The sequence below is a fragment of the Streptomyces sp. NPDC001728 genome (assembly GCF_040297565.1).
Lineage (GTDB): Bacteria > Actinomycetota > Actinomycetes > Streptomycetales > Streptomycetaceae > Streptomyces.
Genome location: NZ_JBEOZK010000004.1, coordinates 90972 through 117322 on the forward strand (window position 1 = coordinate 90972; position 26351 = coordinate 117322).

Below are 26351 nucleotides of genomic sequence, written 5' to 3' on the forward strand. Positions count from 1 at the left end.
ATCCGCAGCCGGACGGGGAACCCTTCCTCGCGCCCGCCCGAGAGCGCCCCGAAAGCGACGGCTGTTCGTTCGGATGGCCGAGGTCTGCGCCGGTCGCGACGACCGGCTCGGTCGGGTGCTCGATTACCTCGAAACGGCGGGCGAGCGCGACAACACGATCATCGTGGCCGTCTCCGACAACGGGGCGAGCGGTGGGGGCGGACCGAACGGAACGTTCAACGAGTGGCGGTTCTTCAACGGCATCGGCACAACGACCGAGCTGTCCCTGGGGCCCATCGACGAGCTCGGCAGTCCGACGTCGTACGACCACTGCGACACCGGGTGGGCCTGGGCGTTCGACACACCGTTCCCGTACTCGAAGCGGTGGGCCGGTTACGAGGGCGGCGTGGCCGGCATGTGCCTGGCCGCCCGGCCCGCGGGGATCGGGGCCCGGGGAGAGGTGCGCCAGCAGTACAACCATGCGGTGGACGCCGTTCCCACGCTCTACGACCTGCTCGCCACCGACCGTGCGCCCGCACGGAATAGCGGTCGGGGCGGAGGGCGCCAGCGCCCCCGGCGAGTCGGGCGCGCCCGTGCTCGACACTCTGGTCCAGATGACGCTCAACGCGTTCGAGCGATCCGGTCCGGACCCCGAGACCTACCTGCTGACCCGCATCGCGGCGCCGGTGGCCATGGATGCCTCCCCCCGCCTCGTACCCGCCCAACGTCGGCGCAGCCGACGACATCGGCGTGCCCCTGGAGAGGATCCAGGGCGCCCTCGTGGCCATCGCCCCCGTCGGCAGCGCCCGCGTGGTGACCGCCGCGCGCGGCATCGGGGAAGCCTTCGGGCTGAACCTGCTGTCCGGCGGAGGCGAGGAAGAAGGAGCGACGATATGAACCTGGCCTACGACTACCCGGTCCTCGGAGCGTTCTGGACCGTCATGTGGATCTTTCTGTGGATCCTGTGGATCCTTCTGCTCTTCCGGGTCATCGGCGATATCTTCCGGGACGACGACCTCAGCGGGGCGGCCAAGACAGGATGGCTCGTCTTCGTGGTCCTGGTCCCCTTCCTCGGCGTGTTCGTCTACGTCCTGGCCCGGGGCAAGGGCATGGGCAAGCGCCAGGTGAGGCACGCCCAAGCCCAGCAGCGGGCTTTCGACGACTACATCCGCGAGACCGCCGGCAGTGGGGGCGAGACCGGGGGCCGTGGGGCGGGGCCGGGCAACGCGGCGGATCAACTCGCCAAGCTCTCCGAGATCCGTGCCAAGGGTGACATCACGGAGGCCGAATTCCAGCGGGCCAAGGAGAAGATCCTGCACTGAACCCGGGGAAGCGGGGCCGCGCCGACGGCTCGTAGCAGTCGGCGCGGCCCCGTGTGATGCCTCCTCAGCCGGCCTCGGCCGGCAGCCGTCCTGCGCCGACGGCGTCGACGAGTGCCTGGTGGTCCCGTTCGTTCTGATCGGCGTAGCGCTCCGCGAAGGTCACCAGCGCCCGGTCGAAGGCGTCCCCGCCGCCCAGATAGGCGGCGACGGCGATGCGGTCGCCGGACCTGGCGTGGGCGCGGGCCAGCGTCGCACCGCACAGAGCGCCGAACGTACGCATGCCCCGCGGCACCATGTCCTCGGCGACGGCCACGCCCTTCCAGTCCCGCAACTGCCGGACGTAGAAGTCGCGCCGTCGGCCGTCGATCCCCTCCACCCGCTCCCAGCCCAGGAAGATGTCGCTGGTGGCCTGCATCAGCCGCTGCCCGGAGACGACCCGCTCGCCCTGCGTCGAGTACTTGGTGGCCCCGACGTGTGGTGCGAGAACCGACTCGTCGGCCTCCTTGGCCTGGAGGAAGAGCGGATCCTCGTCGTCCCGCCCCAGCAGGAGTACGATCCAGCAGCGGGTGCCCACGCTGCCGACCCCGACGACCTTGCGCGCCATGTCGGCCACCCGGTACTGCTCCAGCAGGAACCGCCGGTCCGACTGCAGGGTCTTGCCATAACGCTCGATCAGCCGGCTGATCTGCTGCTCCAGCGGGCCACGCCGATCGTCCGGCAGCAGGTCCTCAAGAGGGGTGATGAGCGGTGGATCCGGGTTGATCCTGCGCTCGCCGTCGACGACACGGGTGAGCTTGTCGAAGACCTGGAGCGTGTCGTGCGAACGCGCTTTGGTCGCGGCCTGCGCCCAGCGTTGGCGGCCCCGCGCGGACAGCTCCGCCCCGAACCGTCCCCGCACCCATGCCTCGTCGAACTGGGCATACCAGACCGGCAGGTTGCCGAGGCCGGCGAAGGTCCGCATGCTCTCGCGATAGGACCTCACGGTGGCCCGTACGATCCCGGCACGTTCCTTGGTGCTGAAGCCGTTCGACCGGCCGGCGATGACGAGACTGGCGGCCAGGCGCTTGACGTCCCACTCCCAAGGGCCCGGCAGCGTCTCGTCGAAGTCGTTGATGTCGAACATGAGGCGGCGCTCGGGTGAGGCCAGCAGGCGGAAGTTCAACATGTGAGCGTCGCCGCACAGCTGGGTCCGGAACCCTGTCCTCGGCGTCTCCGCGAGGTCGGACGCCATGATGGCGGCGGCTCCCCGATAGAACCGGAACGGTGACTCGGACATCCTTCCGTAGCGGATCGGCACGAGGTCGGGCAGCCGCGCGGCCGACTGCCTCTCGATGATGTCCAGCGGGTCCGGCCGTTTGGGCCCCGGCGTGAACTCGGCGTGGCTGGAGCGGGGTACGGCGACCCGCGCCGCCTTGCCCAGCGCGGCACGCTCCTGCGGAGTGCGGTGACGCAACTCGCGGCCGTCCAGGTGGTTCTCGGTCATGGCAGCAACTCCAGGGGATGGTTCGCCTCTGGGTACAGGGCGACTGCAGCCGTCAATGTGGTTGACCGCTCCGGTGCGCGGCAGGCCGTGAGCCGTGCCGCAGCCGTCGCCGCGACGGGGACGTGGCGGGAACTGCTGTCGGCGCGAGCTCGCCCCCGCCGTCTCGGAGGCCCAGCCCGGAGCGCTCGTGCCGACGCGACGGCGGGCTCACAGGCCTTTTCCCCCCCAACGTATTACCGGAGAGGGCTCGCGGCGAGCCGGGTCAGTCGGCAGTGGCCCGGGAGGCGGCGGGCGGTGCGGAGCCGTCGCCGTCGTCCAGGAACGCGCGGATCGCGAAGCACACCAGGGGATGCTTGATCCGGAGCTGACTTCCACCGGACCTCAGACCTTCCGGCCCGTGCTCAACGGTGCTCGGGGTTCTCGAAGTCGAACCGGCAGCCGGCGTCCCACTCGGAGCGCTGGTTTCCGTGGGCGGGGATGCCACCGGCGTCCTTGAGCATCCTCGCCAGGTGGAGCTGGTTCCAGGTCATGAAGGTCGTGTTGCGGTTCGTGAAGTCGTTGTCCGGCCCGCCGGAGCCGGGGTCGAGGTACGACGGGCCCGGGCCGGCCTCGCCGACCCAGCCCGCGTCCGCCTGCGGCGGAATGACGTATCCGAGGTGCTGGAGGCTGTAGAGGACGTTCATCGCGCAGTGCTTGGCGCCGTCCTCGTTGCCGGTGATCAGGCAGCCGCCCACGCGACCGTAGTAGGCGTACTGACCGCGCTCGTTGAGGATCGACGAGCAGGCGTACAGACGCTCGATCACCTTCTTCATGACCGAGGAGTTGTCTCCCAGCCACACAGGCCCCGCCAGGGTCAGGATGTCGGCGGCCATCACCTGCGAGTAGATCACCGGCCACTCGTCCGTCTCCCACCCGTGCTCCGTCATGTCCGGCCAGACACCGGTCGCGATGTCGATGTCCACCGCCCTGAGTACCTCGACCCGCACGCCCTGGCGCTCCATGATCCCGGTGCTGATGTCGATCAGCCCCTGTGTATGGCTGCGCTCCGGGGAACGTTTCAGGGTGCAGTTGATCACCAGGGCGCGCAGGTCGGCGTACGACGTCGTTGAGTCCGGCACGGAATCCTCCTCCATACGCTCCGGGAGTCCGGACGTGAAGGCGCCGGAAATCTCCCGGTACAGCTCACCAGGCCTTCGCCCCGGGCGCTCGTGGAGCTGGGCCGGTCGCCTGACAGTCCGCTCTCCGGTCCACCGGTCGGGGCTGTCTGCTCGCACTCGATTCCAAGGCGGGCGTAGCGCACCCGGGTTCCGTCCCGACCTGCGAATTCCCCCGTGGTCAGGAGCAGACGGAAGCGATCGGGCGGGCCTGTCGGGCCGGATGCCGGCAAGGCTCGTTCCAGCTCGCCGGCGAGATCCCACGACGACGTCCGGAGCGCGAAGCGATCCGACCGCGGGAGCATCGGCAAGCCGGAAGGTCATGGTCATGTCGGGGCTTCGGGTCGAGCCCCGACCGCGCCGCGGCCCTTCGTCCTGCCGTCGTTCGCGGACAACTGCACGGCTCGCCTGCCCTGGCGGCTGGAAGCACCCAGGGTTCGCCATCACAGACGTGCGCGGTCGCGCGCCCACCGCGCCGGACCATCTGGACGGTGATCGACTCCCTTGCCTCGATCACGATCGAGGCGCGGGCCCCCTCCCGGCCTGCTCACCACCTCCCGGCCGGGCCACTCGGCGCGACCGAAAGCATGAGGGCCGCGCCGGAAGCGCCGGGGCGTCCTCCCGGGGCGTCCCGCCCGGCCGTCCCCACCCCGCCCCGACCCCCGCCCCCGAAAACCCGCTGGTTAGAGTGGTGCGAGGTTGCGCCGCCGCACCAGGGTCAGGCGCGAGACCGGGCCGACTGTCGACCACAGGGTCCCGTACGACCACCCGCCCCCGTCTCGTCCGGCCCCCGGCCGCCTGCCCCGGAAACACAGCCCCCATGAGTACCGACACCGCCCTGCGCCCGGAACCCGGCCCGGCCGCCACCGCACCCGACAGGGTCACGGCCGCTCCCGCTCCCGCGAGCCGCCGCTCCCGGCTGGCCAGGATGGCCGGCCGGGCCCCGGCACGGCCCGCGCCCGTGGCCGCCGCCCACAACATAGGCGCCGTCACGACCGCCCTGCTCGGGCTCGTCGCGATCGGCGCCGCCCTCCACGAGCCGGTCCTGATACCGCCGCTCGCCGCCAGCGCCACCCTGGTGCACTGCGCCCCCGCGCTACCCCTCGCCCAGCCCCGGAGCGTGATAGTCGGCCATCTCCTCGGCGCCGCCGCCGGGTACGGGATGACGGCCGTCGCGCAGGGCAGCGCCTGGGCCGCCGCCCTGGCCGCCGGGGTCACCCTCGCCCTGACGACCCTCGCCAGGACCCCGCACGCGGCGGCCTGCGCCACCGCCGTCATCGTGGTGCTCCAGGCGCCCGCCCCGGCCCGGTTCGTCCCGCTGCTGTTCGGCTCCACGGTCCTGCTCGTGCTCACCGCGTTCGCCGCCTCCCGCGTCCGGCGCGGAGCCCCGAAGTACCCCGTCTACTGGTGGTGACCCGACGCGGGTCCGCCGGGTCCGCCGCCGTGCGCCCCGGGGCGGCGGCCGTACGCCCTCCCCGGCGCGGGTGAGCGGGCGCCAGGGGCGGGTGCGCCCCCGGGCGTCGCACCCCCGAGCGCCTTCCGCGTGGGTGATCGGGTCAAGTTCCGGCGGGTTCAGGCCGCAAGGCCCGACAGTGCGCCGAGTGCCCGAAATCGGTGCCGTGTCGCCGTAATACCGTGCACGGGCCGTCGCTCGCCTCGCTCGGTGACACGCGTGAACTGAAGGGGAGAGAACCGTATGCCGTCCTCCTTGCCCCGTCTCCGGCACGACCTCCGACAGCACTTCCGCCGCACCCCCCGGCAGGACCGCCGCCTCGACCTCACGCACGACCTCCGTCATGACTTCGCGGCGTCCCTCGTCGTGTTTCTGGTCGCCCTGCCCCTCTGCATCGGCGTGGCCGTCGCGTCCGGCGTCCCCGCCGAACTCGGTCTGATCACCGGCATCGTCGGCGGTCTCGTCACCGGACTCATGCGCGGCAGCAGCCTCCAGGTCTCGGGGCCGGCCGCCGGACTGACCGTGCTCGTCTTCGAGGCCGTACGGACCCTCGGCCTCACCGGGCTCGGCGTCGCCGTCCTCCTCGCCGGGCTCCTCCAGGTCGCCATGGGCCTGCTGGGATGGGGGCGCTGGTTCCGGGCCATCTCGCTCTCGGTCGTCGAGGGCATGCTGGCCGGTATCGGCCTGGTCATCGTCGCCGGCCAGCTGTACGCCGCGGCCGGGGCCACCGCCCCCGCCTCGGGTCTCGCCAGGCTCGCGGGTCTTCCGGCCGCCCTGTGGCGGGTACTCAGCGGCGCCGCCACCCTGGCCCCGCTCGCCGTCGCCGCCGGCACGGTCCTGGTGATCGTGGGATGGCGGTACGCGCCGCGCCGCGTCCGCGCCGTACCGGGCGCGCTCGTCGGCGTCCTGCTTGCCGCGCTCGCGACCGCGCTGCTCGGTCTGCCGGTCGCGACGGTGCGGGTGGACGGGGTGACGGACGCCGTCCGCCTCCCCGGGGCGGAGGCCTTCGCCGCGTTGGGGGACGTCGCGCTGTTCGGCACGGTCCTCGCCATCGCGCTGATCGCCTCGGCGGAGTCGCTGTTCGGCGCGGCGGCCGTGGACCGGCTGCACGACGGACCGCGTACCGACTACGACAAGGAGCTGCTGGCCCAGGGCCTCGGCAACACGGTCTGCGGGCTGCTCGGCGCGCTGCCGATGACGGCGGTGGTCGTGCGCAGCGCGGCCAACGTCCGGGCGGGCGCGAGGACCAGGGCGTCCCGTGTGCTGCACGGGCTGTGGCTGCTGCTGTTCGCGGTGCTGCTGCCCGGCACCCTGGAGTACGTGCCGCTGGCGGCGCTCGCCGGCATCCTCGTCCACGCCGGCTGGAAGCTGATCCCGTTCAAGGGGGTGGTCACGCTGTGGCGGGGCCACCGCGGCGAGGCGTTCGTCCTGGTGGTGACCGCCCTGGCGATCCTCACCGTGAGCATGCTCGAAGGGGTCCTGATCGGGCTCGCGCTCTCCGTGGGCAAGGCGGCCTGGGACGCCTCGCACCTCCGGGTGGACCGCACCGACGACGGCCTCGGCCCGGCGCGGGTGACCCTGTCGGGGAACGCGAACTTCCTACGGCTGCCGAAGATGCTCGACGTGCTCGAAGCGCTGCCCCGGGACCGCCCGGTCGAACTGGACCTGTCCGGACTCCACCACCTCGACCACGCCTGCCGGGCCGCGCTGGAGGGCTGGGCCGCGCGTCACAGCACGGCGGGCCCGGAGGCCGTACGCCTGCACGCGCTGCCGGAGCCCCGCCCCGCCCGCCCGGCGGACGGCGAGCAGGTCGGGGCGGCGCCGTGAGCTGCTACCAGATCGCCTCGATCCACTCCGGGTGGTCGATGAACGGGTTCCGGTTGTGCTGGTAGGTGTTGAAGATGACGTCGTTGCGGCGCTCCTCGAAGGCGCTCGGCGGGTCCTGCTCGTTCCACTGCTTCAGGACCGAGAGGCGGCCGTGGAAGGGGATGCTGCCGTTGCTGGTCGACTCGTTGGGCTCCAGGTCGGGCCAGGCGTCGTCGCCCTCGTAGCGGACGGCCATGTAGAGGATCATCCGGGCGACGTCGCCCTTGTCGGCGTCGCGCGGCTCGAAGGAGTCGCTGTCCGTGTAGCTGCCGGGTGCGCCGCTGACCGGGCTGCCGCCGTTGTCGAAGTCCTTGTTCCCCCGGGTGCTGTTGACCTGGACGTCCGCCGCGCGCAGGTGGTGGAGGTCGGTGCCCGGGCCGGCCGAGGTGCCGAAGTTGCCGTGGGACTGGGCCCAGGTGTGCTCGCGGTTCCAGTTGCCGACGGCGCCGCCGTTGAGGCTCTTGCTCCGCGAGGTGCCGCTGTAGAGCAGGATGACGTTGTTGGTGTTGGCGGGGTCCTGGTCCGTCGTCTTCAGCGCGTTCCAGACCGCGTCGTACGAGATCTTGGTGGTCTGGCCGCTGATGATGGTGTGCAGCGAGGACTTGAGGCTGGTGCCGGTCTTGCCTATCGCGTTCTTGTAGTACGTGCTGTCGTACGCGGTGGTCGTGGCGCTCGCGGGAGTCGCGGTGACCGCGGGGAGCGTGATGCCGACGAGAGTGGCGGCGAGGGTCGCCGCCCACACCTTCCAGCTGCCGATCCGCACAACGGACATGGGGGGGCCCTTTCCCGGGGACGGCACGCGGGGACGGCGGGCCCGGGGTCAACGGTCCCTTTGTCTACGCGTGTTGACTTCGTGTCATCGGGAGAGTGGCACACGTCAGGTACCTGTCATGTAACGAGGAGGAGGCTGTTCCGTGACGTTCTCGCACACGACGCAACCGAACAACCCCTGGATGCCTGTGTCCTGGCGCGGTCAGCCGCCCCGGACGTCCACCGGCATCCCCTTCGGCTCCTTGATCCGCTTCATGATGATCTGGGAGTTGACCTCGGTGACCCCGGTCAGGGTCGTCAGCCGCTCGATCCACAGCCGCTCGTACGCCGCGAGGTCGGCCACCGCGATCCTCAGCAGGCAGCCCGGGCTGCCGAACAGCCGGTACGCCTCGATGACGTCCGGCACGTCCTGGAGGGCCTCCTCGAAGGCCTCGACCGTCTCCCGGTCCCGGCGTACCTCCACCGAGACCAGGACCTCGAAGCCCCGCCCCACCGCCTCCGGATCGATGATCGCCCGGTAGCCCTGGATCACCCCGTCCTGCTCCAGCTGGCGCACCCGGCGCAGACAGGGCGACGGGCTGAGGCCCACCCGCTGGGCCAGCTCCTGGTTGCTCAGCCGGCCGTCGCTCTGGAGCTCGCGCAAGATGTGGAGATCGATTCGGTCCATGGCGCAATTATCTACCACGGATGAACCATTTACCGGGCCATTTCGCAATCGCCTTGCGCGCCCCCTGGCCTATCGTTGCGGGGCAGGGCGAAATCGGTACGGAGTAAGGACGGCAGCCATGAAGCGGACGAACGACGGGGGAGCGCGCCGGATCGTCGTCATCAGCACCGGCGGCACCATCGCCAGCCGCTGGCAGGGCACCGGCTACGCGGCCGACGCCTCCGGAGACGACGTCCTGGCCACCGCGCCCCTCCCCGAAGGCGTCACCGTCGAGGTCGTCGACCTCTTCAACGTCAACAGCTCGCGCATGACGGCCGCCCATCAGCTCTCCCTCCTGCGCACCGTCCACGAGACCCTCGCGGACCCCGGCGTCGACGGCATCGTGATCACCCACGGCACGGACACCCTGGAGGAGACCGCCTTCCTCCTGGACCTCCACCACACGGACCCCCGCCCGGTCGTCCTCACCGGGGCCCAGCGCCCCTTCGGTACCGGCGACGGCGACGGCCCCGGCAACCTCTACGACGCGCTCCAGGTCGCCTCCACCGTCAGCGGCCTCGGCGTCCTCGTCGTCTTCGACGGACGCGTCCACGCCGCCCGGGGCACGGTCAAGACCCGGACCCTCGCCGCCGACGCCTTCTCCGACCCCTCCATCGAGCGCCTCGGCCGGGTCGGGTTCTCCCGCGTCGACATCGAGCGGCAGCCGGAGCGCCCGACGCCCCTGCCGCTCCCCGCCGCCGCGCACACGGCGGACCCGGCCGACCCCGCCGCCGTGCCGCTGCCCCGGGTCGACATCATCACCCACCACTCCGACGGCGACCCGTTCCTGCTGAATGCCGCCGTCGCGGCCGGCTCCCGGGGCATCGTCCTGGTCGCGACCGGCGCGGGCAACGCCACCCCCGAGATCGCCGAGGCCGTCGCCGGGGCTGTCGCGCAGGGCGTCCTCGTCGCGGTGACCACCCGCGTCCCCGCCGGACCGCTCGCCGAGATCTACACCGGCGGCGGAGCCGTCGACCTCGTCGCCGCCGGAGCGCTGCTCACCGGCACCCTCCGTGCGGCCCAGGCACGGATCGCTCTCCTCGCCGCTCTCCTCGCCGAGAGCGACCCCGCCCGCGCCACGGCCCTCCTGCGCCGCGTCCTCGACGGACCGGTCCGCGCGGAACCGGCCCTCGCCACCGGCGGCTCCCGCTCGGCCTCGGCCGTCGCCGCCCGCGCCTGACGCGGCCGACCGGACCGACACCCCCAGAACCCCGGCTCGTGGGCGGCGCACCCCCCCGCCCGCCCACGGGCCGGAGCCAACTTCGGCGCGAACGTCGCCGGGTCGCAGGTGCTGTACGACCCCGATCCCGGCGGCGGCCCCGGCTGTCGCACAGGCCCGGCTCCCCGTTCGGGCCCGGCTCCCGGAGTCGTACGCCCCGGCTCCCGGAGTCGTACGCCCCGGATTCCGGCGCCGGACGGCGCCGGACGGCCCCGGCGTCACACAGTCCCGCCCCCCCCGCGAGCCCCCGCGCCCCCATCCGCACCCCCGCCCCACCCCGCACCCCCAGGAGAACGGCACCCATGCTCCCCGCACCGGCCCCGCACCCCGCTCCCGTCCGACGCGAGCACGATCTGCTCGGTGACCGGGACGTGCCCGCCGACGCCTACTGGGGTGTCCACACCCTGCGCGCCACCGAGAACTTCACCGTCACCGGGATCCCGATCTCCGTCTACCCGCTGCTGATCGACGCGCTCGCCGCCGTCAAGGAGGCCGCGGCCCGCGCCAACGAGGAGCTGGGCCTGCTCCCCGCCGACAAGGCCGCGGCCATCGCGGGCGCCTGCCGGGAGATCCGCGAGGGGCGGCTCCACGACCAGTTCGTCGTCGACGTCGTCCAGGGCGGTGCCGGGACCTCCACCAACATGAACGCCAACGAGGTCGTCGCCAACCGCGCCCTGGAACTCCTCGGCCACGCCAAGGGCGACTACGGCCGGCTCCACCCCAACGAGGACGTCAACCTCGGCCAGTCCACCAACGACGTCTACCCGACCGCCATCCGCATCGCCGCGATCGGCGCCGCCCGCGGACTCCTCCTCGCGATGGCCGTGCTCCAGGACGCCTTCGCCGCGAAGGCCCTGGAGTTCCGCGAGGTCGTGAAGATGGGTCGTACACAGCTCCAGGACGCGGTGCCCATGACGCTGGGCCAGGAGTTCTCCACGTACGCCGTGATGCTGGAGGAGGACCGCGGCCGGCTCGCCGAGGCGATCGAGCTCATCCACGAGATCAACCTCGGGGCCACCGCCATCGGCACCGGCCTCAACGCCGCCCCCGGCTACGCCGAGACCGCCCGCCGCAACCTCGCCGAGCTGACCGGGCTGCCGCTGGTGACCTCCGTCAACCTGATCGAGGCCACCCAGGACTGCGGCGCCTTCGTCCAGCTGTCCGGCGTCCTCAAGCGCATCGCGGTCAAGCTCTCCAAGACCTGCAACGACCTCCGGCTGCTGTCCTCGGGCCCGCGCGCCGGCCTCAACGAGATCAACCTGCCGCCGGTCCAGGCCGGTTCCAGCATCATGCCGGGCAAGGTCAACCCCGTCATCCCCGAGGTCGTCAACCAGGTCGCCTTCGAGGTCATCGGCAACGACATCACCATCACGATGGCCGCCGAGGGCGGACAGCTCCAGCTCAACGCCTTCGAGCCGGTGATCTTCCACGCCCTCTCGAAGAGCCTGCTCTCGCTCCGCGCCGCCTGCCTGACGCTGGCCGAGCGCTGTGTCGACGGCATCACCGCCAACACCGAGACGCTCCGCGCGGCGGTCGAGAACTCGATCGGGCTCGCCACCGCGCTCAACCCGCACCTCGGCTACACCGCCGCCACCGCCATCGCGCAGGAGGCGCTCGCCACCGGGCGCGGCGTCGTCGAACTCACCCTGGAGAAGGGGCTGATCCCCGCCGACCGGCTGGCCGAGCTGCTCACCCCCGAGCGCCTCACCGGCGCCCCGGGATCCAGCCTCGTCTGAGGCCCTCGCACGCGCATGCGCACCCGGACATAAGTTACCCGTCGGTTTCTCGTGACTTCCCCGACGGGCGACAGTAGAACATGTTCCCATTCGCTCGCCAGTGAGGGACATCACATGAGTGAACAGCCCATGCCCGGAAAGGGGACCGGCGGCGTCAGCCGTCGCCGGTTCCTCGCGGGAACAGGTTCTCTTCTCGGCGCCGCCGCCCTGGCCGCCCACGCCACTCCGGCGCAGGCCGTCACCGGTCTCGCCTCCACCCCCATCCCGAGCGGCGCGCACGTCCCCGCCCTCATCGTCGGCACCGGGTACGGCGGATCCGTCGCCGCGCTCCGCCTCGCCCGCGCGGGCGTGAACGTGCACATGGTCGAGATGGGCATGGCCTGGGACACCCCGGGATCCGACGGCAAGATCTTCGCCAACACCACCCGGCCCGACTACCGCTCCTTCTGGCTGCGCAGCCGTACCAAGCAGCCGCTGAGCAACTTCCTCGGCTTCCCCCTCGACAAGGACGTGCCCTGTCACACCGGCATCCTCGATGCCGAGGACTTCGCCGGCATCACCGTCTACCAGGGTCGAGGGGTCGGCGGCGGCTCCCTCGTCAACGGCGGCATGGCCGTCACCCCGCGCCGGGAGAACTTCGCCGCCATCCTCCCCACGGTCGACGCGGCCGAGATGTACTCCACCTACTACCCGCGCGCCAACGCCGGCCTCGGCGTCACCGAGGTGGACCAGAGCTGGTGGGAGAACGCCTCCTGCTACCAGTACGCCCGTGTCGGCCGCAAGCACGCCGAGCGCTCCGGCTTCCCCTTCGTGTTCGTCCCGAACGTCTACGACTGGGAGTACATGAAGCAGGAACTCGCCGGCAACGTGCCGAAGTCGGCCCTCGACGGCGAGGTCATCTACGGCAACAACGCCGGCAAGAAGAACCTCCAGAAGACCTATCTGGCCCAGGCCGCGGCCACCGGCCGGGTCACCGTCTCCGCCCTGCACAAGGTCACCTCCGTCACCCCGGCGGCCGACGGCGGCTACACCGTCGTCATCGACCAGATCGACACCACCGGCGTCACCCTGGTGAGCAAGACGGTCACCGCCGACAAGGTCTTCTTCGCCGCCGGCAGCGTCGGTACGAGCAAGCTCCTCACCCGCCTCAAGGCCACCGGCGCGCTCCCCGCCCTCAACGACCAGGTCGGCAAGAACTGGGGCGACAACGGCAACGTCATGTGCGGACGCGCCAACCACATGTGGGACCCGACCGGCAAACTCCAGTCGGCCATGCCCACGGCGGGCATCGACAACTGGGACGCCGGCGGCGCCTTCGCCGAGGTCGCCCCGCTGCCCACCGGCATCGAGACCTACGCCTCCTTCTACCTCTCCATCACCAAGACCCCGCACCGCGCCGAGTTCAGCTGGAACCCGGCCACCTCCAAGGTCGACCTGAACTGGGACCGGGCCTGGAAGCAGACCTCCATCGACGCGGCGAAGACCATCTTCGACAAGATCAACGCCAAGGAGGGCACGATCTACCGCACCGACCTCTTCGGCGCGTACAAGATCTGGGGCGACCACCTCACCTACCACCCCCTCGGCGGCGCCGTCCTGGGGCAGGCCACCGACAACTACGGCCGGCTCCACGGCTACTCCGGCCTCTACGCCATCGACGGCTCCCTGATCCCCGGCAACACCAGCGTCAACCCGTTCGTCACCATCACGGCCCTCGCCGAGCGCAACATCGAGCGCATCGTCGCCGAGGACTTCTGACCGCCCGTACGCGAAGAGGGGCCGGCCGGAAACCCCGGCCGGCCCCTCTCCCGGTCCTCAGTGCGTCGGCAGCACGCACACCGTGTCGAGCCCCAGCACCCGGTTGAGCCGTCCGAACGCCAGCCACGAGCCCAGACTCATCGTCAGCTCCACGATCTCCTCCTGGCTGTACAGGGCCGTCATCCGCGCCCAGAACTCCTCGTCGAGGCCGTGGTGGTCCAGGGCGTACCGCTCGGCGTACTCGGCCGCGAGCCGCGTCCGCTCGTCGAAGGACTCCGAGACCTCCGTCTCCCGCCAGGCCGCGACGACCTCGTCGAAGCCCTCCTCGACCTTCTCGCCGTCCCGGTCGGTACGCCAGTCCAGACAGAAGCCGCAGCCGTTGATCTGCGCGATCCGCAGCCGCGCCGCTTCGAACTCGCGCAGCCCCAGCGTCGTATGGGCGTACACCGACAATGAGAAGTTCGCCGCCGCCGTCCCGATCTCCGGCACCATGTCGCCCCACACGTACCCGATGGGCTCCTGGCCCTCGGGAATCTCGATGATCATCGTGGTCTCCTCCCCAGCTTCCCGACCGCCGGCCGCAACGGCACGTCCAGCGCGTCGTACAGTCCCGGTTCCGCCGCCACCAGCCAGTCGATCGCCCCGACGAGCCGGCCCACCGCCGTCGCGTTCCCGCCCGCCGACCGGTTCTCGCCCTCGGCCGTCGCCGCCACCGTCACCTCGATGCGGGGACTGCCCTCGACGATCACCCGGTGCGCCCCCGCCCCGTCCGGCGGCACCGGCCAGTCCGGCGCGCACGAGGGGTGGATGCGGGTGACGTGCTCGATCACGATCCGGGGCTCCCCGCCGACGATCCCCTGCACCTCGAAGCGGACCGCGCCCTGCGTCCCCGCCTCGAAGACGCCCATCGTCCGCGTCTTCACGGTGGACTCCAGCGGGCGCCGCTCCATCGTCTCGCGGATCTCGTCGAGCTCGGCCCCGAGCGCCCGCGCCATCAGCCGCACCTGGCCGCCCCAGATCATGGTCGGCACGGAGGGCCACAGCATGGGCGGCTCGTACTCCATCGGCCGGCCCATCCCCACCAGCTCCCGGACCGACTCCTCCTGCTCGTACGTCGAGTAGTCGAAGATCTCCTGGCAGCGGATCACGTCCACCGTGGCGGCCAGCCCGCTCACCAGCAGCGGCAGCACGTCGTTGCCCCAGCCCGGGTCCACACCCGACACGAACAGCGAACCACCGCCCTCGGCGACCGCCGCGACCATCGGATCCCTGAACTCGGGCGGCGCGTTGCGCTGGTCGTACAGCGGATACAGCGCGGGGGTGACCACCACCGCGCCCGTCCGCACCGCCCGCGCCACGTCCTCGATCGCCCCGTCGGGCCGGGTGTCGCCGGAAGCCGCGTACACCACCGCCCCCGGGCGCGAGCCGAGGACCGCGCCGACGTCGTCGACGGCCGTCACCCCGAGATCGTGGCCGAGCCCTGCGAGCCGGCCCGCGTCCCGTCCGACCTTCGCCGGATCGGAGACCAGCACGGCCGCGAGCTCAAGGCCTGGATGGGCGTCCACGGCGCGGATCGCCGCGCGCCCGACATTTCCGGTACCCCACACCACCGTCCGAATCATGCGCGGAGGGTAGCGCCGGGCTCCGAAGGTTCCCAGACCCGCGACCGGATGATCTGACGAATCGTCAGGTCATCCGGTCGGGCGGGAACGCGTCAGGTCAGCCGCAGTGCCACGAACGGCACCGTGTCGCCCGGCAGGACGTACCGCTCCACCTCGGCGAAGCCCCGGGCGAGGGCGAAGCGCAGCCCCTCCTCGTTGGAGGCGAGGACCACCGTCTCCACGCCCTCGTCGCTCAGCGCCCGCGCGTGCGCGAGGCCCCTCTCGTACAGCGCGGTCCCGAGGCCCCGCCCCCGGAAACCGGGCAGGATCCGGGCGATGACGGTCGCCGCCGGAGTCTCCTCGTCCGGCGGGCGCACCGTGGAACAGCCCACCACGACGTCACCGAGGTACGCGACGTCCAGCCGGTTCCGCCCGGCCCGCTCCCGCACCTCGTCGGAGGAGAGCACGGCCGTGGGGATGATCGCGTTGTGGACGGCCCGCCAGTCCGCGAGCTGCACCTCGCTCAGAGCCCGCTCGATACGAAGATCGTTCATCGGAGCAGGAAACCGCACCGGGCGGGGGAGGGGCAAACGGCTTCGGAGCGCGGGGCGTACGGGCGGACGGGCCGTCCGGAGCGTGGGCCGTTCGAGGGCCGCCGTCCTGGAGTGCCGCCGTCCGGGTGAGGGCGCCGGGACCACGGCAGCGCCGCCCGGCGAACGGGTACGGATCGCTGCACTGCCCCCGGCCAGGAGGAACCGTCCATGTCCGTCCGCAAGGGCGCCCCCGCGCTGCTGAGCGCCGGCACGTTGTGCGCCGCCCTGCTGCTCACCGGCTGCGCGCACCCCACCCCGTCCCTACCTCCCGCCGGGCGGGCCGCCGCGGCTCAGCCCGGCGGCGGCTCCCGCCCCGAGGCACCGCCAGCCGGAGCGGCCGGTGAGGCGGGAGGCCCGGCGGAGGCCGCCAACAGCCTCATCGCCACGCCCGTCCCCGCCCCACACCTGCCCGGCATCGGCCCGGTCACCCAGGGCCTCGTGCCCGACGGCACCACCCAGGCCCTCGTCGTCACCGGTGCCACCGCCGACTCCTCCACCTCCACCGCGACGCTGTACGCGCGGGACCCCGGTGGTCGCTGGATCCCGACGGCCGGCCCCTGGCCCGCCCACAACGCGCTCCAGGGCTGGACCTCCGACCACAGCGCCGGTGATCTGCGCACCCCCATCGGGGTCTTCCGGATCGGTGACGCGGGCGGCCGGCTGCCCGATCCCGGCGCCCGCCTCCCGTACGACCAGGACGAGGAGTTCGCCATCAGCGGCACCGGCTTCTCCGGCGAACCCCTGGAAGGCTCCTTCGACCATGTGATCGCCATCGACTACAACCGCGTCCCCGGCCGCACCCCGCTCGACAAGGAACGCCCGCTCGGAGCCGACAAGGGCGGCGGCGTCTGGATCCACGTCGACCACGGCGGCCCCACCCAGGCCTGCGTCGCCCTGCCACGCGAGCCGCTGCGCGCGCTGCTGCGCGCCCTCGACCCGGCGGCGGAACCCGTCGTGGTGATGGGCCCGGCCCCGGAACTCGCCCGCTGACGCACCGGAAGGCACACCGGAAGGCGGAGGGGCAGGGAGGAAGGGTGGCGCCGCGGGCGGAAGCCGGACGGCGGAGGCGGGCGGGTCCGGTGACAGCCGGACCCACCCGCCTCCCTCGTCGCGGCGCAGCCCGCCCGCGCCCTCAGCTCCCGCCCGCCCCCACCGCCCCGCGGAACGCGGCAGTGTGGCTCCTGACCTGCTCCGGCGTCAGATACGCGTCCGTGTACTCGAAGTCCCGCAGCGTCCCCGCCTTCGTGGCCAGGAAGCCCGTCCGTACGAAGTCGTCGCCGGCGACCGCGTTCAGCAGCCAGTTCGTCATCACCCGGGTCTTCGCCACGTTCGTCCGCAGCGCCGCCCAGTGGTACGCGCGGGCCACGGCCTGCGCCGGCATCCCGTGCAACTCCACCCCGAGCGGCTTCGACACCCCGTCCATACCGCCGAGGTCCACCACCAGCCCCAGGTCCTTGTGCGTGTACGGATGCATCCGCTCCCGGCGCAGGGTCGCCACCAGGTTGTCGGCGAGCGCCTTCCCCTGGCGCATCGCGTGCTGCGCGGTCGGCGGGCAGATCGCCCCCTCCTCGCCCTTGGCGAGATCGGGCACCGCCGCCGCGTCGCCGAGCGCCCACACCCCGTCGAGTCCGGGGACCGCCATCTCGGCCGAGACGACGAGCCGCCCCCGGAAGGTGTCCGCGCCGAGCGTGCCGATCAGCGGACTCGCCGCCACCCCGGCCGTCCAGATCAACGTCCGGCTCGGCAGCACCCGCCCGTCGGTGAGCGTCACCGTCTCCGCGTCCACCGAGGCCACCGACACCCCGAGCGACACCTCGATGCCCCGCCGGGTCAGGATGTCCATCGCGGCGGCGCCGAGCTTGTCGCCCAGCTCCGGCATCAGCTTCGGCGCGATGTCCACCAGATGCCACTTGATCAGCTGCGGGTCGATGCGCGGATACCGCTTCACCGCGTTGTGGGTGAGCAGCTGGAGGCAGGCCGCCGTCTCCGTACCCGCGTAGCCGCCGCCGACCACGACGAAGCGCAGCCGCGCGGCCCGCTCCTCCTCGTCGGTGCTGGCGTCCGCCAGGTCGAGCTGGGCGATGACGTGGTCGCGGATGTACACCGCCTCCGCCAGCGTCTTCATCCCGCGCGCGTGCTCGGCGAGACCGGGGATGTCGAAGCTGCGGGTCACGCTGCCGGGCGACAGTACGAGATGGTCGTACGGCTCCGTCACGTACTCGCCGGAGATCGTGCGCACCACGCAGACCTTCGCCGCCGTGTCCACGCCGACCACACCACCCGGCACGATCCGGGTCCGGTGCCGTTCGCTGCGCCGCAGCGAGAGGGCGACCGACTGCGGGGTCAGCACCCCCGCCGCCACCTGGGGGAGCAGCGGCAGGTACAGCTGGTACGAGAACGGCGAGAGCAGTGCGAGCTGCGCCTCCCGCTCCGCGAGCCGGCGTTCGAGCCTCCGGACGCAGGCCACTCCGGCGAATCCGGCGCCCACCACGAGAATCCTCGGTCGCGTCACGCTGTCCGCCCTTCCGTATGAGCGTGCAAGAAGCCATCGGATATGGCTGAGTAAGGCCATGTTGCATTTTTTCGCCGACTATCCGTGGTTCACCCTTTTTATCGTCATTGCGGCAGGATCGCTCTTCGGCATGGTCCGCTTCGGTCCCGTGAAGCTCGGCGCGGCCGGAGTCCTCTTCGTGGGGCTGCTGCTCGGCGCGCTCGACCCGGACATCGGCCCCGCCGTGCCCGCGGGCCTCGCGGTTCTCGGCCTCGCCCTGTACGTGTACACCGTGGGCCTCGAAGCGGGCCCGGCCTTCTTCCGCGAACTCCGGCCCCAGCTGGCCGTGATGACCGGAGCCGTCGCCGCGCTCGTCGTCACCGCCCTCGTCGTCGGCTTCCTCGGCAGCACGGTCTTCGGCATCGACGGCCCCTATCTCGCGGGCGGCTACGCGGGCATCGGCACCACCACCCCGGGCCTCGCCGCCGCCCAGGCCTCGTCGTCCGTCCCGTCCCAGCCCGCCACCGGCTACGCGATCGGCTACCCCCTCGCCGTCGTCCTCACCATCCTGTTCGTCGCGGGCATCGCCGCCGTCCGGAACTGGACCGGCCGCCGCGACCCCGGCACCGGACTCCCGAGGGAACTCATCACCCGCACCGTCGACGTCACCCGGACGGTTCGCTGGGCCGACGTCCCCGGCTCCGCCGGGGGACAGCTCCTCGCCAGTGCCCAGCGGAGCGGGGACGGCACACCCCGGGTGGCCCTCGCCCCCGACGCCTTCGCCCCCGGCGACCAGGTCGTCCTCGTCGGCGGCCCGGAGGCCGTCGCCGCCGGGATCGAGGCACTCGGCACCCAGGCGCCCGCCCATCTCCTCGACCGGCGCGACGTCGTCGACTACCGGCGCATCCTGCTCACCAACCCGGACCTCGCCGGCCGGACGGTCGCCGAGATCCGCCTCGGCGAGCTCTACGGCGCCAAGGCCACCCGCGTCCGCCGCGGCGACCAGGACCTGTTGGCCCACGACGACCTGCTCCTCCAGCTCGACGACCGGGTCCGCGTCGTCATGCCCCGCGAGCGGACCGCCGAGGTGACCGGATTCCTCGGCGACACCGAGGCCAAGGTCAGCGAGGTCAGCGCCGTCAGCATGGGCCTCGGCCTCGCCGCCGGGTTCCTCATCGGCATCCCGAAGCTCACCATCGGCTCCACGGTCCTCTCCCTCGGCACCGCCGCCGGACCGCTCGTCATGGCCATGATCCTCGGCCGGCTGCGTCGCACCGGGCCCCTTGTCTGGGTCCTGCCCACCCGCGCCAACCTCACGCTCCGCCAGATCGGCCTGCTGATCTTCCTCGCCTGCGTCGGACTCACCTCGGGCTACGCCTTCCGCCGCGACGCCTTCTCCCTCTTCGGCCTGAAACTCCTGACCGTGCTCGTCATCAGCGCCGTGCTCAGCTACGCCCTGATGGTCCTCGTCGCCCGGCTCCTCGGCCAGAGCAGGCCGCGCACCATGGGGCTGCTCGCCGGGTACGTGGGCAATCCGGCCATCACCGCGTACGCCAACAGCCGGGTCTCGGACAGCCGGGTCAACACCGGGTACGCGACCCTGTTCGCCCTCGCCATCCTCGTGAAGATCGTCTGCATCCAGCTGATCGTGGGCCTCTGACCGACCGCGGGCCTCCGACCGGCCCTGGGCCTCTCACCGGGCCGGGGCGGGGCCGGACCGGGGCCGTCCGGCTCCGAGCCCGGCGGTTCCTCCGGTCGCCGCGGTGCGGCGGCCGGGTTACGTTGCCCGGGGACCCCGGCCGCCACGGCGGGCCGGGGCCGCCCCAGCCCCGCACCGTCCCCGGAAGGCAGGACCGTCCGCATGGCCACGTACCAGGTCGGCTACTTCGTCGGCAGCCTCTCGACGAAGTCCATCAACCGGATCCTCTCCAGGGCCCTGATCCGCGTCGCGCCCCCCGGGCTGGAGTTCCGGGAGATCCCCATCAAGGACCTCCCGCTCTACAACCACGACTTCGACGCCGACTACCCGCCCGAGGGTCAGGCCCTCAAGGACGCCATCGCGGCCGTCGACGCCGTCCTCTTCGTCACCCCCGAGTACAACCGCTCCATCCCCGGCGGCCTCAAGAACGCCATCGACTGGGCCAGCCGCCCCTGGGGCACCAACTCGTTCACCCACAAGCCGTCCGCCGTGATCGGCGCCTCGCCCGGCAAGATCGGCACCGCCGTCGCCCAGCAGAGCCTCCGCTCGGTGCTGAGCTTCTGCAACTCCCCGCAGATGAACGCCCCGGAGGCGTACATCCAGTTCACCCCGGGGCTGTTCGGCGACGACGGGGAGGTCACCGATCCGACGACGCAGCAGTTCCTGAGCGACTTCATGGCGGACTTCAAGGCCTTCGTCGAGCGGGTGCTGACGGTCCTTCCGCCGCGCTGAGCGGTCGCGCACCGAGTGCCGACTCCCGACTCCCGGTGGCAGGGCCGCCGGGAGTCGCGCCGTGCCGGGGGTCAGAAGACCACGACGCCCAGCGGCCGGGAGCCCGCCGCCAGCCGGCGGGTGTCGCCCGAGTCGAGGTCGACGACGCTCAGCCCGTCCCAGGAGCCGTCCCGGGTGAAGCCGCCGGTCACATAGGCGGTGCGCCCGTCCTTCGACACGGCCACGTCCTCGTGCGGCCCGTCCAGCGGGTAGACCCGCTCGGCCCCGCCGGGCGTCCGCACCGTCAGCGACGGGCCCTCGTCCCCGGCCGGGTCGATCGGCCCCGTGCCCACGGCGAACAGCGTCCCGTCGGGGGTCACGGTCGCGCCGTGCTGATGGGTGTTGGCGGTCATCGGCTCGATCGTGGTCCGGCCCGTCCGGGGGTCGACCACCGCGAGCCGCTCGCCCTCGAACGGCAGCAGCAGCCTCCCGTCGGAGGGGCGCACGGCGGTGTAGTGGGGCTTGAGCCAGGAACCGAGCCCGCCCTCCGTGCCGTACGGGGCGACCTCGATGCGTCGCGCTGCCAGGGTCCCCGCCGTGACGACGGTGACGTCGAAGGAGTCATGGTTCGTCACGTACACCTCCTTGCCGTCCCCGGACACGTCCACGTCGAAGGGCCGCCGGCCCACCGGCACGGTGTCGGTGACCTTCCGCGTCGCCGTGTCGATGACCTCCAGGGTGCCGTTCCCGCCGGGTACGTTGACGCCGACGTACACCCGGCCGCCGTCCGGCGAGAGCGCGATGCCCATGCCGCCGCCCCGGTACTCGCCGGTGCCCGCCGGTCCGGTGTCCGTCCGGTACGGGACGAGCGCGAGGCGCTGCCGGGTCGCCGTGTCCACCACGGCGACCCCTTCGGCGGTCGCCACCCAGGCCCGCCCGTCCGCGCCCACGACCAGACCGTAGGGAGCGGTGCCGACCATCACGGAGCCCGTGGCGCCCTTCACGGGATCGACGAAGGTGACCGTGTCGGACCCGAAGTCGGAGAGCAGGAGCGAGCCCGGCGCGGGCCTGCCGGCCGGGACGGGCGTCGCCGTCATGGAGGAACCGGCGGTGGGCGGCGCGGTGGTGGGGGAGAGCCCGGCCGGTGACGTCGCACCCGCCGACGCCCCTCCGGACACCTGCGCGCACCCGGCGAGCAGAACGACGGACACCGCCGCGGCCACGAGCACCCGGGCGGTACGGGACGCACGGCGGAACTTCGTCATGTCGGACTCCTCGGTACGGCGGCACGGGCGGCCCCGTCCGGGGACGGGCCGCGTCCTGTCCCGATCCTCCGCCCGTACACGGCCCCGCCCGGTCCGACAGCCGGCCCCCGACGGGCGGCGGGACGGACGACACCGGGGTCGGCCGAACGGCTGACCCGTCCGCCGTCCCGTACAGACCGCGGGCTCAGCCCCGTACACCGTCCAGGAAGCACAGCACCCGCTCGACACAGAGCGCCGTCGCCTCCGGTACGTGCGAGGGCGCGCCAGCCTCCGCGAACAGGTGCGCGCTCCCCGGGTACAGGAACAGCTCCCGGTCCGCCGCGCCCGCGACCAGCTCGCGGGCCGCCGACAGATCGCCCTCGTCGACGAAGAACGGATCCGCGTCCATGGCGTGCACCTGGACGGGCACGCCCTCCGGCCACGCCGCGCCGAACTCCTCCACCGGCACACAGGCACCGATCAGCAGGGCGCCGAGGGACCCGGCCCGGGTCTGGGCCAGCTTCTGCGCGGGCAGCACGCCCAGCGAGAACCCGGCGTGGACGAGCGCCCCGGGCAGCCCCTCGGCGGCGCGCTCACCGCGTGCCACGAGCGTCCCGAAACCGATCTCCCGGGCGTGGCCGGCGCCCGCCTCCAGGTCGGTGAAGGTCCGCCCCTCGTACAGGTCGGGCACATGCACCGTGTGTCCGCCCCGGCGCAGCTCCTCGGCGAAGGCGTGGACGCCCTCCGTCAGACCGAGCGCGTGGTGGAAGAGCAGAACCTCAGCCATGTCGTCATCCCCTGGTCACCGTTCGTGCCCGTGCCGCCGGGGCGCGGGCCGTTCGCCGGACAGCATCGCGCACGCCACTGACAACGGCCCGGGACCCGGTGCGCGGACGGCGGTCCGGCGCGACGAAGCACGGGGGAGGGAAGTCGGGGGGGTCAGCGCATCGGACGGTGCGGCAGCACGGCACCGGCCTGGCCCACGGGGCCGCCGACGCCCATCGCCCCGCCCGCGTTCCCGTGCGCCTGCGCACCGGGGTGCCCCAGGGCACCGACCTGCGCGCCCGGGTGAGCCATGGCGCCCGCGTGCGCGACAGCACCGGCGTGAGCCACGGCGCCCGCGTGCGCGACGGCGCCCTGCGGCCCGGGAACCCCCTGCGGCGGCATCTGGATGACCCGGCTCAGGTCCCGCAGAACCTCCTCGGCGACCTGGCGGACGTCACCCGGAACATCCCCCCGCTCCCGTATGAGCTCGGCGTAGATCGGTGCCGTGCCGTCCGCGTGGTTCATGGGGCTCGCTTCCTTCGACTGTGCCGGTGACGTCACCGGCGGACAGACGGCGAGTCTACGGGGCACCACCGACACGCCCGGGATCGGGAACCCGCGCACCACCCCGCCACGCCGACCGGACCCGGAAAACCATTGGGCTCCCGGGCATCGCCAACCGAGAATGGATCAACGAACCCACGGGAGGGACCCCATGAGCCAGGCGACCCTGACTCTGCACGACCTGATGCCGTCCGACGAGCTCTCCGCCGCACTCGCCGACGGGCACATCACACGCAAGCGCCACCCCGAGCTGCCCCTGTCGATCTACACGTACACGCGCGCGTGCCAGTACGCCCAGCACTGGAACCGGGCCACCACGCGCTGCCGGGGCCTCGTCGCCGACGACACCACCGGCCGGATCGTCGCGCTCCCCCTCCCCAAGTTCTTCAACGTCTCCGAACACTCCACCGGCCGCCCCTACGCACCGCCGCTGCCCGACGAGCCCTTCGAGGTCTACGACAAGGTCGACGGCAGCCTCGCCGTGGTCTTCCACTACGACGGCCGCTGGCGCGCCGCCTCCAAGGGCTCCTTCACCAGCGTCCAGGCGACCTGGGCGCAGCGCCGTCTCGACGCCGCCGACACCACCGGACTGACCCCCGGTGCGACGTACCTCGCCGAGATCCTCCACCCGGGCAACCGCATCGTCGTGAACTACGGCGACCGCCGCGACCTCGTCCTGCTCGCCGCCTTCGCGGCCGACGGCTCCGAGACCCCGCTCACCGAGGCCGCCGCGGGCTGGGGCCCCCTCGGCTCCGTCGTGCGCACCTGGCCGGCCACGAGCGTCGCCGACCTCGTCGCCCTCACCGAGTCCAACACCCTGCCCGGCGGCGGACGGGCCACCGGCACCGACGCCGAGGGCTTCGTGCTGCGCTTCGCCTCCGGCCTGCGGGCCAAGGCCAAGCTCGCCGAGTACGTACGCCTCCACAAGGTGCTGACCGGTGTCACCGAGCGGGACATCTGGCGCTGCCACGGCATCCAGCGCTTCGCCGCCCTGCCCGCCGCCGAGGTGGCCAAGGGCATCGGCTGCGCCGTCACCGAGGTCGAGGCGGACGGAGGCAAGCCCCTCGACGCCCTCCTGGAGCAGGTGCCCGACGAGTTCGACGCCTGGGTGCGCGGGGTGATCGCCCGTCTCGAAGCGGCCGCCGCGGAGCGCGAGCGGGCCGTCGACGAGGCGTACGCGCGCCTCGCCCACCTCGCCGCCGACCGGGGCGCCTTCGCCCACGCCGCCGCGGCCCTGCCCGACCGGGGTCTGCGCGCCGCCGCCTTCCTGCGCCTCGACGGCCGCCCCGTCGACCTCCTCGTCTGGCGCGGGCTGCGCCCCGAGGCCTCGGACCCCTTCGCCCACGACCAGGAGAACTGACCGTGCCCGTCGTCCACCTCATGACCGGTCTTCCCGCCTCCGGGAAGACCACGGCCGCCCGAGCCCTCCAGGCCGCCGCCGAGGGGCGCGTCCGCCGCGTCAACCTCGACGACCTGCGCGCCATGCTCGACATCCCCTCGGCCGGCCGGGGCCGGTCCCACCGGCACGAGCAGACCGTGCTCGGCATCCAGGACGCCGCCGTCCGCGCGGCCGTCGACGGCGGCTTCGACGTCGTCGTCGACAACACCCATCTCACCCCGCACATCCCGAAGCGCCTGAAGGCCGCCGTGGGCGGCCTCGCCACCTTCGCCGTCCACGACTTCACCGCCGTGCCCGTCGACGAGTGCGTCCGCCGCGACGCCGCCCGCGAGCGGCCGGTCGGCGAGGACATCATCCGGATCCTGGCCGACAAGCACGCCAAGGCCACCCGGAACGGCTGGCGGCTCACCGCGGAGTGGCTCAACGACCGCCCCTCCGTCGGGGAGACCTACGTCCCCGACCCGAGCCTCCCCACCGCCGTCATGTGCGACATCGACGGCACCCTCGCCCTGCGCGTCGACCGCGGCCCGTACGACTTCACCCGCTGCGACCGCGACCTGCTCAACGTCTCCGTGCGGGACGCCCTGCGGGCCTTCCGGCACACCGAGCGGGACCGGATCGTCCTGCTGTCCGGCCGGAGCGAGGACCACCGGGCCCTCACCGAGGGCTGGCTCGCCCGGTACGAGGTGCCGTACGACGAGCTGTGGATGCGCGCCTCCGGCGACGGCCGCGGCGACGACCTCGTGAAGGCCGAGCTCTTCGAGGCCCACGTCCGCCACCGGTACGCCGTCCGCGTCTCGCTCGACGACCGCGACCGGGTCGTCGCCCTCTGGCGCCGGATGGGCCTGCCCACCTGGCAGGTCAACTACGGGGCCTTCTGACCGCGCGGCGGCCGGCCCGGCGGGGGTGGGACCACCCACCCCCGCCGCCGTGTCAGGATCGTGGGATGGTGGAAAAGATCATCGCGGCGTGCGACGGCGCGTCGAAGGGAAACCCCGGCCCCGCGGCCTGGGCATGGGTCATCGGCCGGGCCGACGGAGCGATCGACCGCTGGGAGGCGGGCCCGCTCGGCCGGGCGACCAACAACGTGGCCGAACTCACGGCCCTGGAACGGCTGCTCGAATCACTCGACCCGGCGGTGCCCGTCGAGGTCCGCATGGACTCCCAGTACGCCATGAAGGCCGTCACGACCTGGCTCCCCGGCTGGCGCCGCAAGGGCTGGAAGACCTCCTCCGGCAGCCCCGTCGCCAACAAGGAACTCGTCGTCCGCATCGACGCCCTCCTCACCGGCCGGAACGTCGACTTCGTCTACGTACCCGCGCACCAGGTCGACGGCGACCCCCTCAACGACGCCGCCGACCGCGCGGCCAGCCACACCGCCCGTACCCAGGAGGCCACCGGCTCCGACGCCGGGGCGCCGCTGCCGCCCCCGGAAGCGCCGACGCGCGCCTCCGCGCCCCGCGCGCGCTCCTCCGCGCCGTCCGGTTCGACGGGCGGCTCCGCCACGGGTTCCTCCGGGGGCGCCCCGGGCGGTTCGCCCGCCCGCCGGACACGCCCGTCGGGTGCCACGCTCAAGGCCAGATTCTCGGGCCGCTGCCGCTGCGGCAAGGCCTACGACAAGGGCGAGACCATCGCGAAGAACCCCGATGGCTGGGGCCACCCCACCTGCGTCTGAACCCTCCCGCCGTCCGACTGGCGGGCGGCTCCGTCCGTTGTTTGAGACCGGCCGGCCCGGGCGCACGCGAGCCTTCACCCACGCGTGTACCCGGGTTCGTCCGGGGTTCTGTTCTCCGAGCGCTTGTGGCTGCATACTGTCCTCCTCGCCACCGGTGACGAA

At 72.6% G+C, this 26351-nt stretch carries 24 protein-coding genes and 1 pseudogene; 14 read left to right on the forward strand and 11 right to left on the reverse strand.

Annotation, left to right across the window (positions count from 1 at the left end; genetic code table 11):
- Positions 1-73: 73 nt before the first annotated feature.
- From ABT154_RS08265 to ABT154_RS08275, 3 genes and pseudogenes are all read left to right on the forward strand, one after another.
- Positions 74-484: pseudogene (locus ABT154_RS08265) on the forward strand (sulfatase-like hydrolase/transferase); the annotation flags it as partial.
- A gap of 191 nt (positions 485-675) precedes the next feature.
- On the forward strand, positions 676-876 hold the full coding sequence (locus ABT154_RS08270; protein ID WP_351855103.1) for a hypothetical protein: 201 nt from the start codon (positions 676-678) through the stop codon (positions 874-876).
- Entirely contained in the window at positions 873-1301 is a 429-nt protein-coding gene (locus ABT154_RS08275; RefSeq protein WP_351854448.1) for an SHOCT domain-containing protein, read from the forward strand. The genes ABT154_RS08270 and ABT154_RS08275 overlap by 4 nt, the downstream gene beginning before the upstream one ends.
- Positions 1302-1365: 64 nt before the next feature.
- Here ABT154_RS08275 and ABT154_RS08280 read toward each other — a convergent pair whose 3' ends face one another.
- Both ABT154_RS08280 and ABT154_RS08285 read right to left on the reverse strand, forming a co-directional pair.
- Entirely contained in the window at positions 1366-2784 is a 1419-nt protein-coding gene (locus ABT154_RS08280) for a DUF2252 domain-containing protein (RefSeq protein WP_351854450.1), read from the reverse strand.
- Between the two features lie 401 nt (positions 2785-3185).
- Positions 3186-3902: a flavodoxin family protein gene (locus ABT154_RS08285; protein WP_467428637.1), complete on the reverse strand. Its 717-nt coding sequence runs from the start codon at positions 3900-3902 to the stop codon at positions 3186-3188.
- 856 nt (positions 3903-4758) lie between these two features.
- On the opposite strand from ABT154_RS08285, the gene ABT154_RS08290 reads away from it, so the two are divergent.
- Both ABT154_RS08290 and ABT154_RS08295 read left to right on the forward strand, forming a co-directional pair.
- Positions 4759-5352, forward strand: a complete 594-nt coding sequence (locus ABT154_RS08290; RefSeq protein ID WP_351854455.1) for an HPP family protein — start codon at positions 4759-4761, stop codon at positions 5350-5352.
- A gap of 282 nt (positions 5353-5634) precedes the next feature.
- Positions 5635-7218 carry a SulP family inorganic anion transporter gene (locus ABT154_RS08295; RefSeq protein ID WP_351854457.1) on the forward strand — a complete coding sequence of 528 codons (1584 nt, stop codon included), beginning with the start codon at positions 5635-5637 and terminating at the stop codon, positions 7216-7218.
- Between the two features lie 4 nt (positions 7219-7222).
- On the opposite strand, the gene ABT154_RS08300 is transcribed toward ABT154_RS08295, so the two are convergent.
- A complete protein-coding gene (locus tag ABT154_RS08300; RefSeq protein WP_351854460.1) occupies positions 7223-8029 on the reverse strand; it encodes an endonuclease I family protein in 807 nt (268 codons plus the stop codon).
- Positions 8030-8230: 201 nt separating this feature from the next.
- Entirely contained in the window at positions 8231-8695 is a 465-nt protein-coding gene (locus ABT154_RS08305; protein WP_209493231.1) for an Lrp/AsnC family transcriptional regulator, read from the reverse strand.
- 118 nt (positions 8696-8813) lie between these two features.
- On the opposite strand from ABT154_RS08305, the gene ABT154_RS08310 reads away from it, so the two are divergent.
- The 3 genes from ABT154_RS08310 (at position 8814) to ABT154_RS08320 (ending at position 13447) form a co-directional block, all read left to right on the forward strand.
- On the forward strand, positions 8814-9914 hold the full coding sequence (locus ABT154_RS08310) for an asparaginase (RefSeq protein ID WP_351854464.1): 1101 nt from the start codon (positions 8814-8816) through the stop codon (positions 9912-9914).
- A 341-nt stretch (positions 9915-10255) separates the two neighbouring features.
- Positions 10256-11689 carry an aspartate ammonia-lyase gene (locus ABT154_RS08315; RefSeq protein ID WP_351854466.1) on the forward strand — a complete coding sequence of 478 codons (1434 nt, stop codon included), beginning with the start codon at positions 10256-10258 and terminating at the stop codon, positions 11687-11689.
- 114 nt (positions 11690-11803) lie between these two features.
- Positions 11804-13447, forward strand: coding sequence for a GMC oxidoreductase (locus tag ABT154_RS08320; RefSeq protein ID WP_351854468.1), 1644 nt, complete (start codon positions 11804-11806; stop codon positions 13445-13447).
- Positions 13448-13504: 57 nt separating this feature from the next.
- Here ABT154_RS08320 and ABT154_RS08325 read toward each other — a convergent pair whose 3' ends face one another.
- The 3 genes from ABT154_RS08325 to ABT154_RS08335 form a co-directional block, all read right to left on the reverse strand.
- Positions 13505-13993 (reverse strand): carboxymuconolactone decarboxylase family protein, encoded by a 489-nt coding sequence (locus ABT154_RS08325; RefSeq protein WP_351854471.1) that lies wholly within the window; start codon positions 13991-13993, stop codon positions 13505-13507.
- On the reverse strand, positions 13990-15069 hold the full coding sequence (locus ABT154_RS08330) for an NAD(P)H-dependent amine dehydrogenase family protein (RefSeq protein WP_332433600.1): 1080 nt from the start codon (positions 15067-15069) through the stop codon (positions 13990-13992). The genes ABT154_RS08325 and ABT154_RS08330 overlap by 4 nt, the downstream gene beginning before the upstream one ends.
- A gap of 92 nt (positions 15070-15161) precedes the next feature.
- Positions 15162-15602, reverse strand: coding sequence for a GNAT family N-acetyltransferase (locus tag ABT154_RS08335; RefSeq protein ID WP_351854474.1), 441 nt, complete (start codon positions 15600-15602; stop codon positions 15162-15164).
- A gap of 207 nt (positions 15603-15809) precedes the next feature.
- Between ABT154_RS08335 and ABT154_RS08340 the strand changes: the two genes are divergently transcribed.
- A complete protein-coding gene (locus ABT154_RS08340; protein WP_351854477.1) occupies positions 15810-16631 on the forward strand; it encodes a hypothetical protein in 822 nt (273 codons plus the stop codon).
- Between the two features lie 142 nt (positions 16632-16773).
- Here ABT154_RS08340 and ABT154_RS08345 read toward each other — a convergent pair whose 3' ends face one another.
- A complete protein-coding gene (locus ABT154_RS08345) occupies positions 16774-18153 on the reverse strand; it encodes an NAD(P)/FAD-dependent oxidoreductase (protein WP_351854480.1) in 1380 nt (459 codons plus the stop codon).
- A gap of 58 nt (positions 18154-18211) precedes the next feature.
- Between ABT154_RS08345 and ABT154_RS08350 the strand changes: the two genes are divergently transcribed.
- Both ABT154_RS08350 and ABT154_RS08355 read left to right on the forward strand, forming a co-directional pair.
- Positions 18212-19792 (forward strand): aspartate:alanine exchanger family transporter, encoded by a 1581-nt coding sequence (locus tag ABT154_RS08350; protein ID WP_351854483.1) that lies wholly within the window; start codon positions 18212-18214, stop codon positions 19790-19792.
- A gap of 201 nt (positions 19793-19993) precedes the next feature.
- A complete protein-coding gene (locus tag ABT154_RS08355; RefSeq protein WP_351854486.1) occupies positions 19994-20563 on the forward strand; it encodes an NADPH-dependent FMN reductase in 570 nt (189 codons plus the stop codon).
- 71 nt (positions 20564-20634) lie between these two features.
- Here the strand turns inward: ABT154_RS08355 and ABT154_RS08360 are convergent, their stop codons facing one another.
- The 3 genes from ABT154_RS08360 to ABT154_RS08370 all read right to left on the reverse strand — a co-directional run bounded on the left by ABT154_RS08360 (position 20635) and on the right by ABT154_RS08370 (position 23076).
- Positions 20635-21807 carry a YncE family protein gene (locus ABT154_RS08360; protein ID WP_351854488.1) on the reverse strand — a complete coding sequence of 391 codons (1173 nt, stop codon included), beginning with the start codon at positions 21805-21807 and terminating at the stop codon, positions 20635-20637.
- A gap of 184 nt (positions 21808-21991) precedes the next feature.
- Complete coding sequence (locus tag ABT154_RS08365) at positions 21992-22573, reverse strand: dienelactone hydrolase family protein (protein WP_351854491.1); 582 nt, start codon at positions 22571-22573, stop codon at positions 21992-21994.
- Between the two features lie 152 nt (positions 22574-22725).
- The gene (locus ABT154_RS08370) at positions 22726-23076 is read right to left on the reverse strand and encodes a hypothetical protein (RefSeq protein WP_351854494.1); all 351 of its coding nucleotides are present in this window, start codon (positions 23074-23076) and stop codon (positions 22726-22728) included.
- Between the two features lie 190 nt (positions 23077-23266).
- Here ABT154_RS08370 and ABT154_RS08375 point away from each other — a divergent pair, with 190 nt between their 5' ends.
- The 3 genes from ABT154_RS08375 (at position 23267) to ABT154_RS08385 (ending at position 26189) form a co-directional block, all read left to right on the forward strand.
- Entirely contained in the window at positions 23267-24475 is a 1209-nt protein-coding gene (locus tag ABT154_RS08375; RefSeq protein ID WP_351854497.1) for an RNA ligase, read from the forward strand.
- Between the two features lie 2 nt (positions 24476-24477).
- On the forward strand, positions 24478-25395 hold the full coding sequence (locus ABT154_RS08380; RefSeq protein WP_351854499.1) for a phosphatase domain-containing protein: 918 nt from the start codon (positions 24478-24480) through the stop codon (positions 25393-25395).
- A 65-nt stretch (positions 25396-25460) separates the two neighbouring features.
- The gene (locus ABT154_RS08385) at positions 25461-26189 is read left to right on the forward strand and encodes a ribonuclease H family protein (RefSeq protein ID WP_351854501.1); all 729 of its coding nucleotides are present in this window, start codon (positions 25461-25463) and stop codon (positions 26187-26189) included.
- The last annotated feature ends 162 nt before the right edge of the window (positions 26190-26351 follow it).

What these genes read in the sequence shown, in the direction of transcription:
- ABT154_RS08270 (WP_351855103.1), top strand. Translation starts at nt 676, where the DNA reads ATGCCTCCCCCCGCCTCGTACCCGCCCAACGTCGGCGCAGCCGACGAC.
- ABT154_RS08275 (WP_351854448.1), top strand. Translation starts at nt 873, where the DNA reads ATGAACCTGGCCTACGACTACCCGGTCCTCGGAGCGTTCTGGACCGTC.
- ABT154_RS08280 (WP_351854450.1), bottom strand. Translation starts at nt 2,784, where the DNA reads ATGACCGAGAACCACCTGGACGGCCGCGAGTTGCGTCACCGCACTCCG.
- ABT154_RS08290 (WP_351854455.1), top strand. Translation starts at nt 4,759, where the DNA reads ATGAGTACCGACACCGCCCTGCGCCCGGAACCCGGCCCGGCCGCCACC.
- ABT154_RS08295 (WP_351854457.1), top strand. Translation starts at nt 5,635, where the DNA reads ATGCCGTCCTCCTTGCCCCGTCTCCGGCACGACCTCCGACAGCACTTC.
- ABT154_RS08300 (WP_351854460.1), bottom strand. Translation starts at nt 8,029, where the DNA reads ATGTCCGTTGTGCGGATCGGCAGCTGGAAGGTGTGGGCGGCGACCCTC.
- ABT154_RS08305 (WP_209493231.1), bottom strand. Translation starts at nt 8,695, where the DNA reads ATGGACCGAATCGATCTCCACATCTTGCGCGAGCTCCAGAGCGACGGC.
- ABT154_RS08310 (WP_351854464.1), top strand. Translation starts at nt 8,814, where the DNA reads ATGAAGCGGACGAACGACGGGGGAGCGCGCCGGATCGTCGTCATCAGC.
- ABT154_RS08315 (WP_351854466.1), top strand. Translation starts at nt 10,256, where the DNA reads ATGCTCCCCGCACCGGCCCCGCACCCCGCTCCCGTCCGACGCGAGCAC.
- ABT154_RS08320 (WP_351854468.1), top strand. Translation starts at nt 11,804, where the DNA reads ATGAGTGAACAGCCCATGCCCGGAAAGGGGACCGGCGGCGTCAGCCGT.
- ABT154_RS08325 (WP_351854471.1), bottom strand. Translation starts at nt 13,993, where the DNA reads ATGATCATCGAGATTCCCGAGGGCCAGGAGCCCATCGGGTACGTGTGG.
- ABT154_RS08330 (WP_332433600.1), bottom strand. Translation starts at nt 15,069, where the DNA reads ATGATTCGGACGGTGGTGTGGGGTACCGGAAATGTCGGGCGCGCGGCG.
- ABT154_RS08335 (WP_351854474.1), bottom strand. Translation starts at nt 15,602, where the DNA reads ATGAACGATCTTCGTATCGAGCGGGCTCTGAGCGAGGTGCAGCTCGCG.
- ABT154_RS08340 (WP_351854477.1), top strand. Translation starts at nt 15,810, where the DNA reads ATGTCCGTCCGCAAGGGCGCCCCCGCGCTGCTGAGCGCCGGCACGTTG.
- ABT154_RS08350 (WP_351854483.1), top strand. Translation starts at nt 18,212, where the DNA reads ATGTTGCATTTTTTCGCCGACTATCCGTGGTTCACCCTTTTTATCGTC.
- ABT154_RS08355 (WP_351854486.1), top strand. Translation starts at nt 19,994, where the DNA reads ATGGCCACGTACCAGGTCGGCTACTTCGTCGGCAGCCTCTCGACGAAG.
- ABT154_RS08360 (WP_351854488.1), bottom strand. Translation starts at nt 21,807, where the DNA reads ATGACGAAGTTCCGCCGTGCGTCCCGTACCGCCCGGGTGCTCGTGGCC.
- ABT154_RS08365 (WP_351854491.1), bottom strand. Translation starts at nt 22,573, where the DNA reads ATGGCTGAGGTTCTGCTCTTCCACCACGCGCTCGGTCTGACGGAGGGC.
- ABT154_RS08370 (WP_351854494.1), bottom strand. Translation starts at nt 23,076, where the DNA reads ATGAACCACGCGGACGGCACGGCACCGATCTACGCCGAGCTCATACGG.
- ABT154_RS08375 (WP_351854497.1), top strand. Translation starts at nt 23,267, where the DNA reads ATGAGCCAGGCGACCCTGACTCTGCACGACCTGATGCCGTCCGACGAG.
- ABT154_RS08385 (WP_351854501.1), top strand. Translation starts at nt 25,461, where the DNA reads ATGGTGGAAAAGATCATCGCGGCGTGCGACGGCGCGTCGAAGGGAAAC.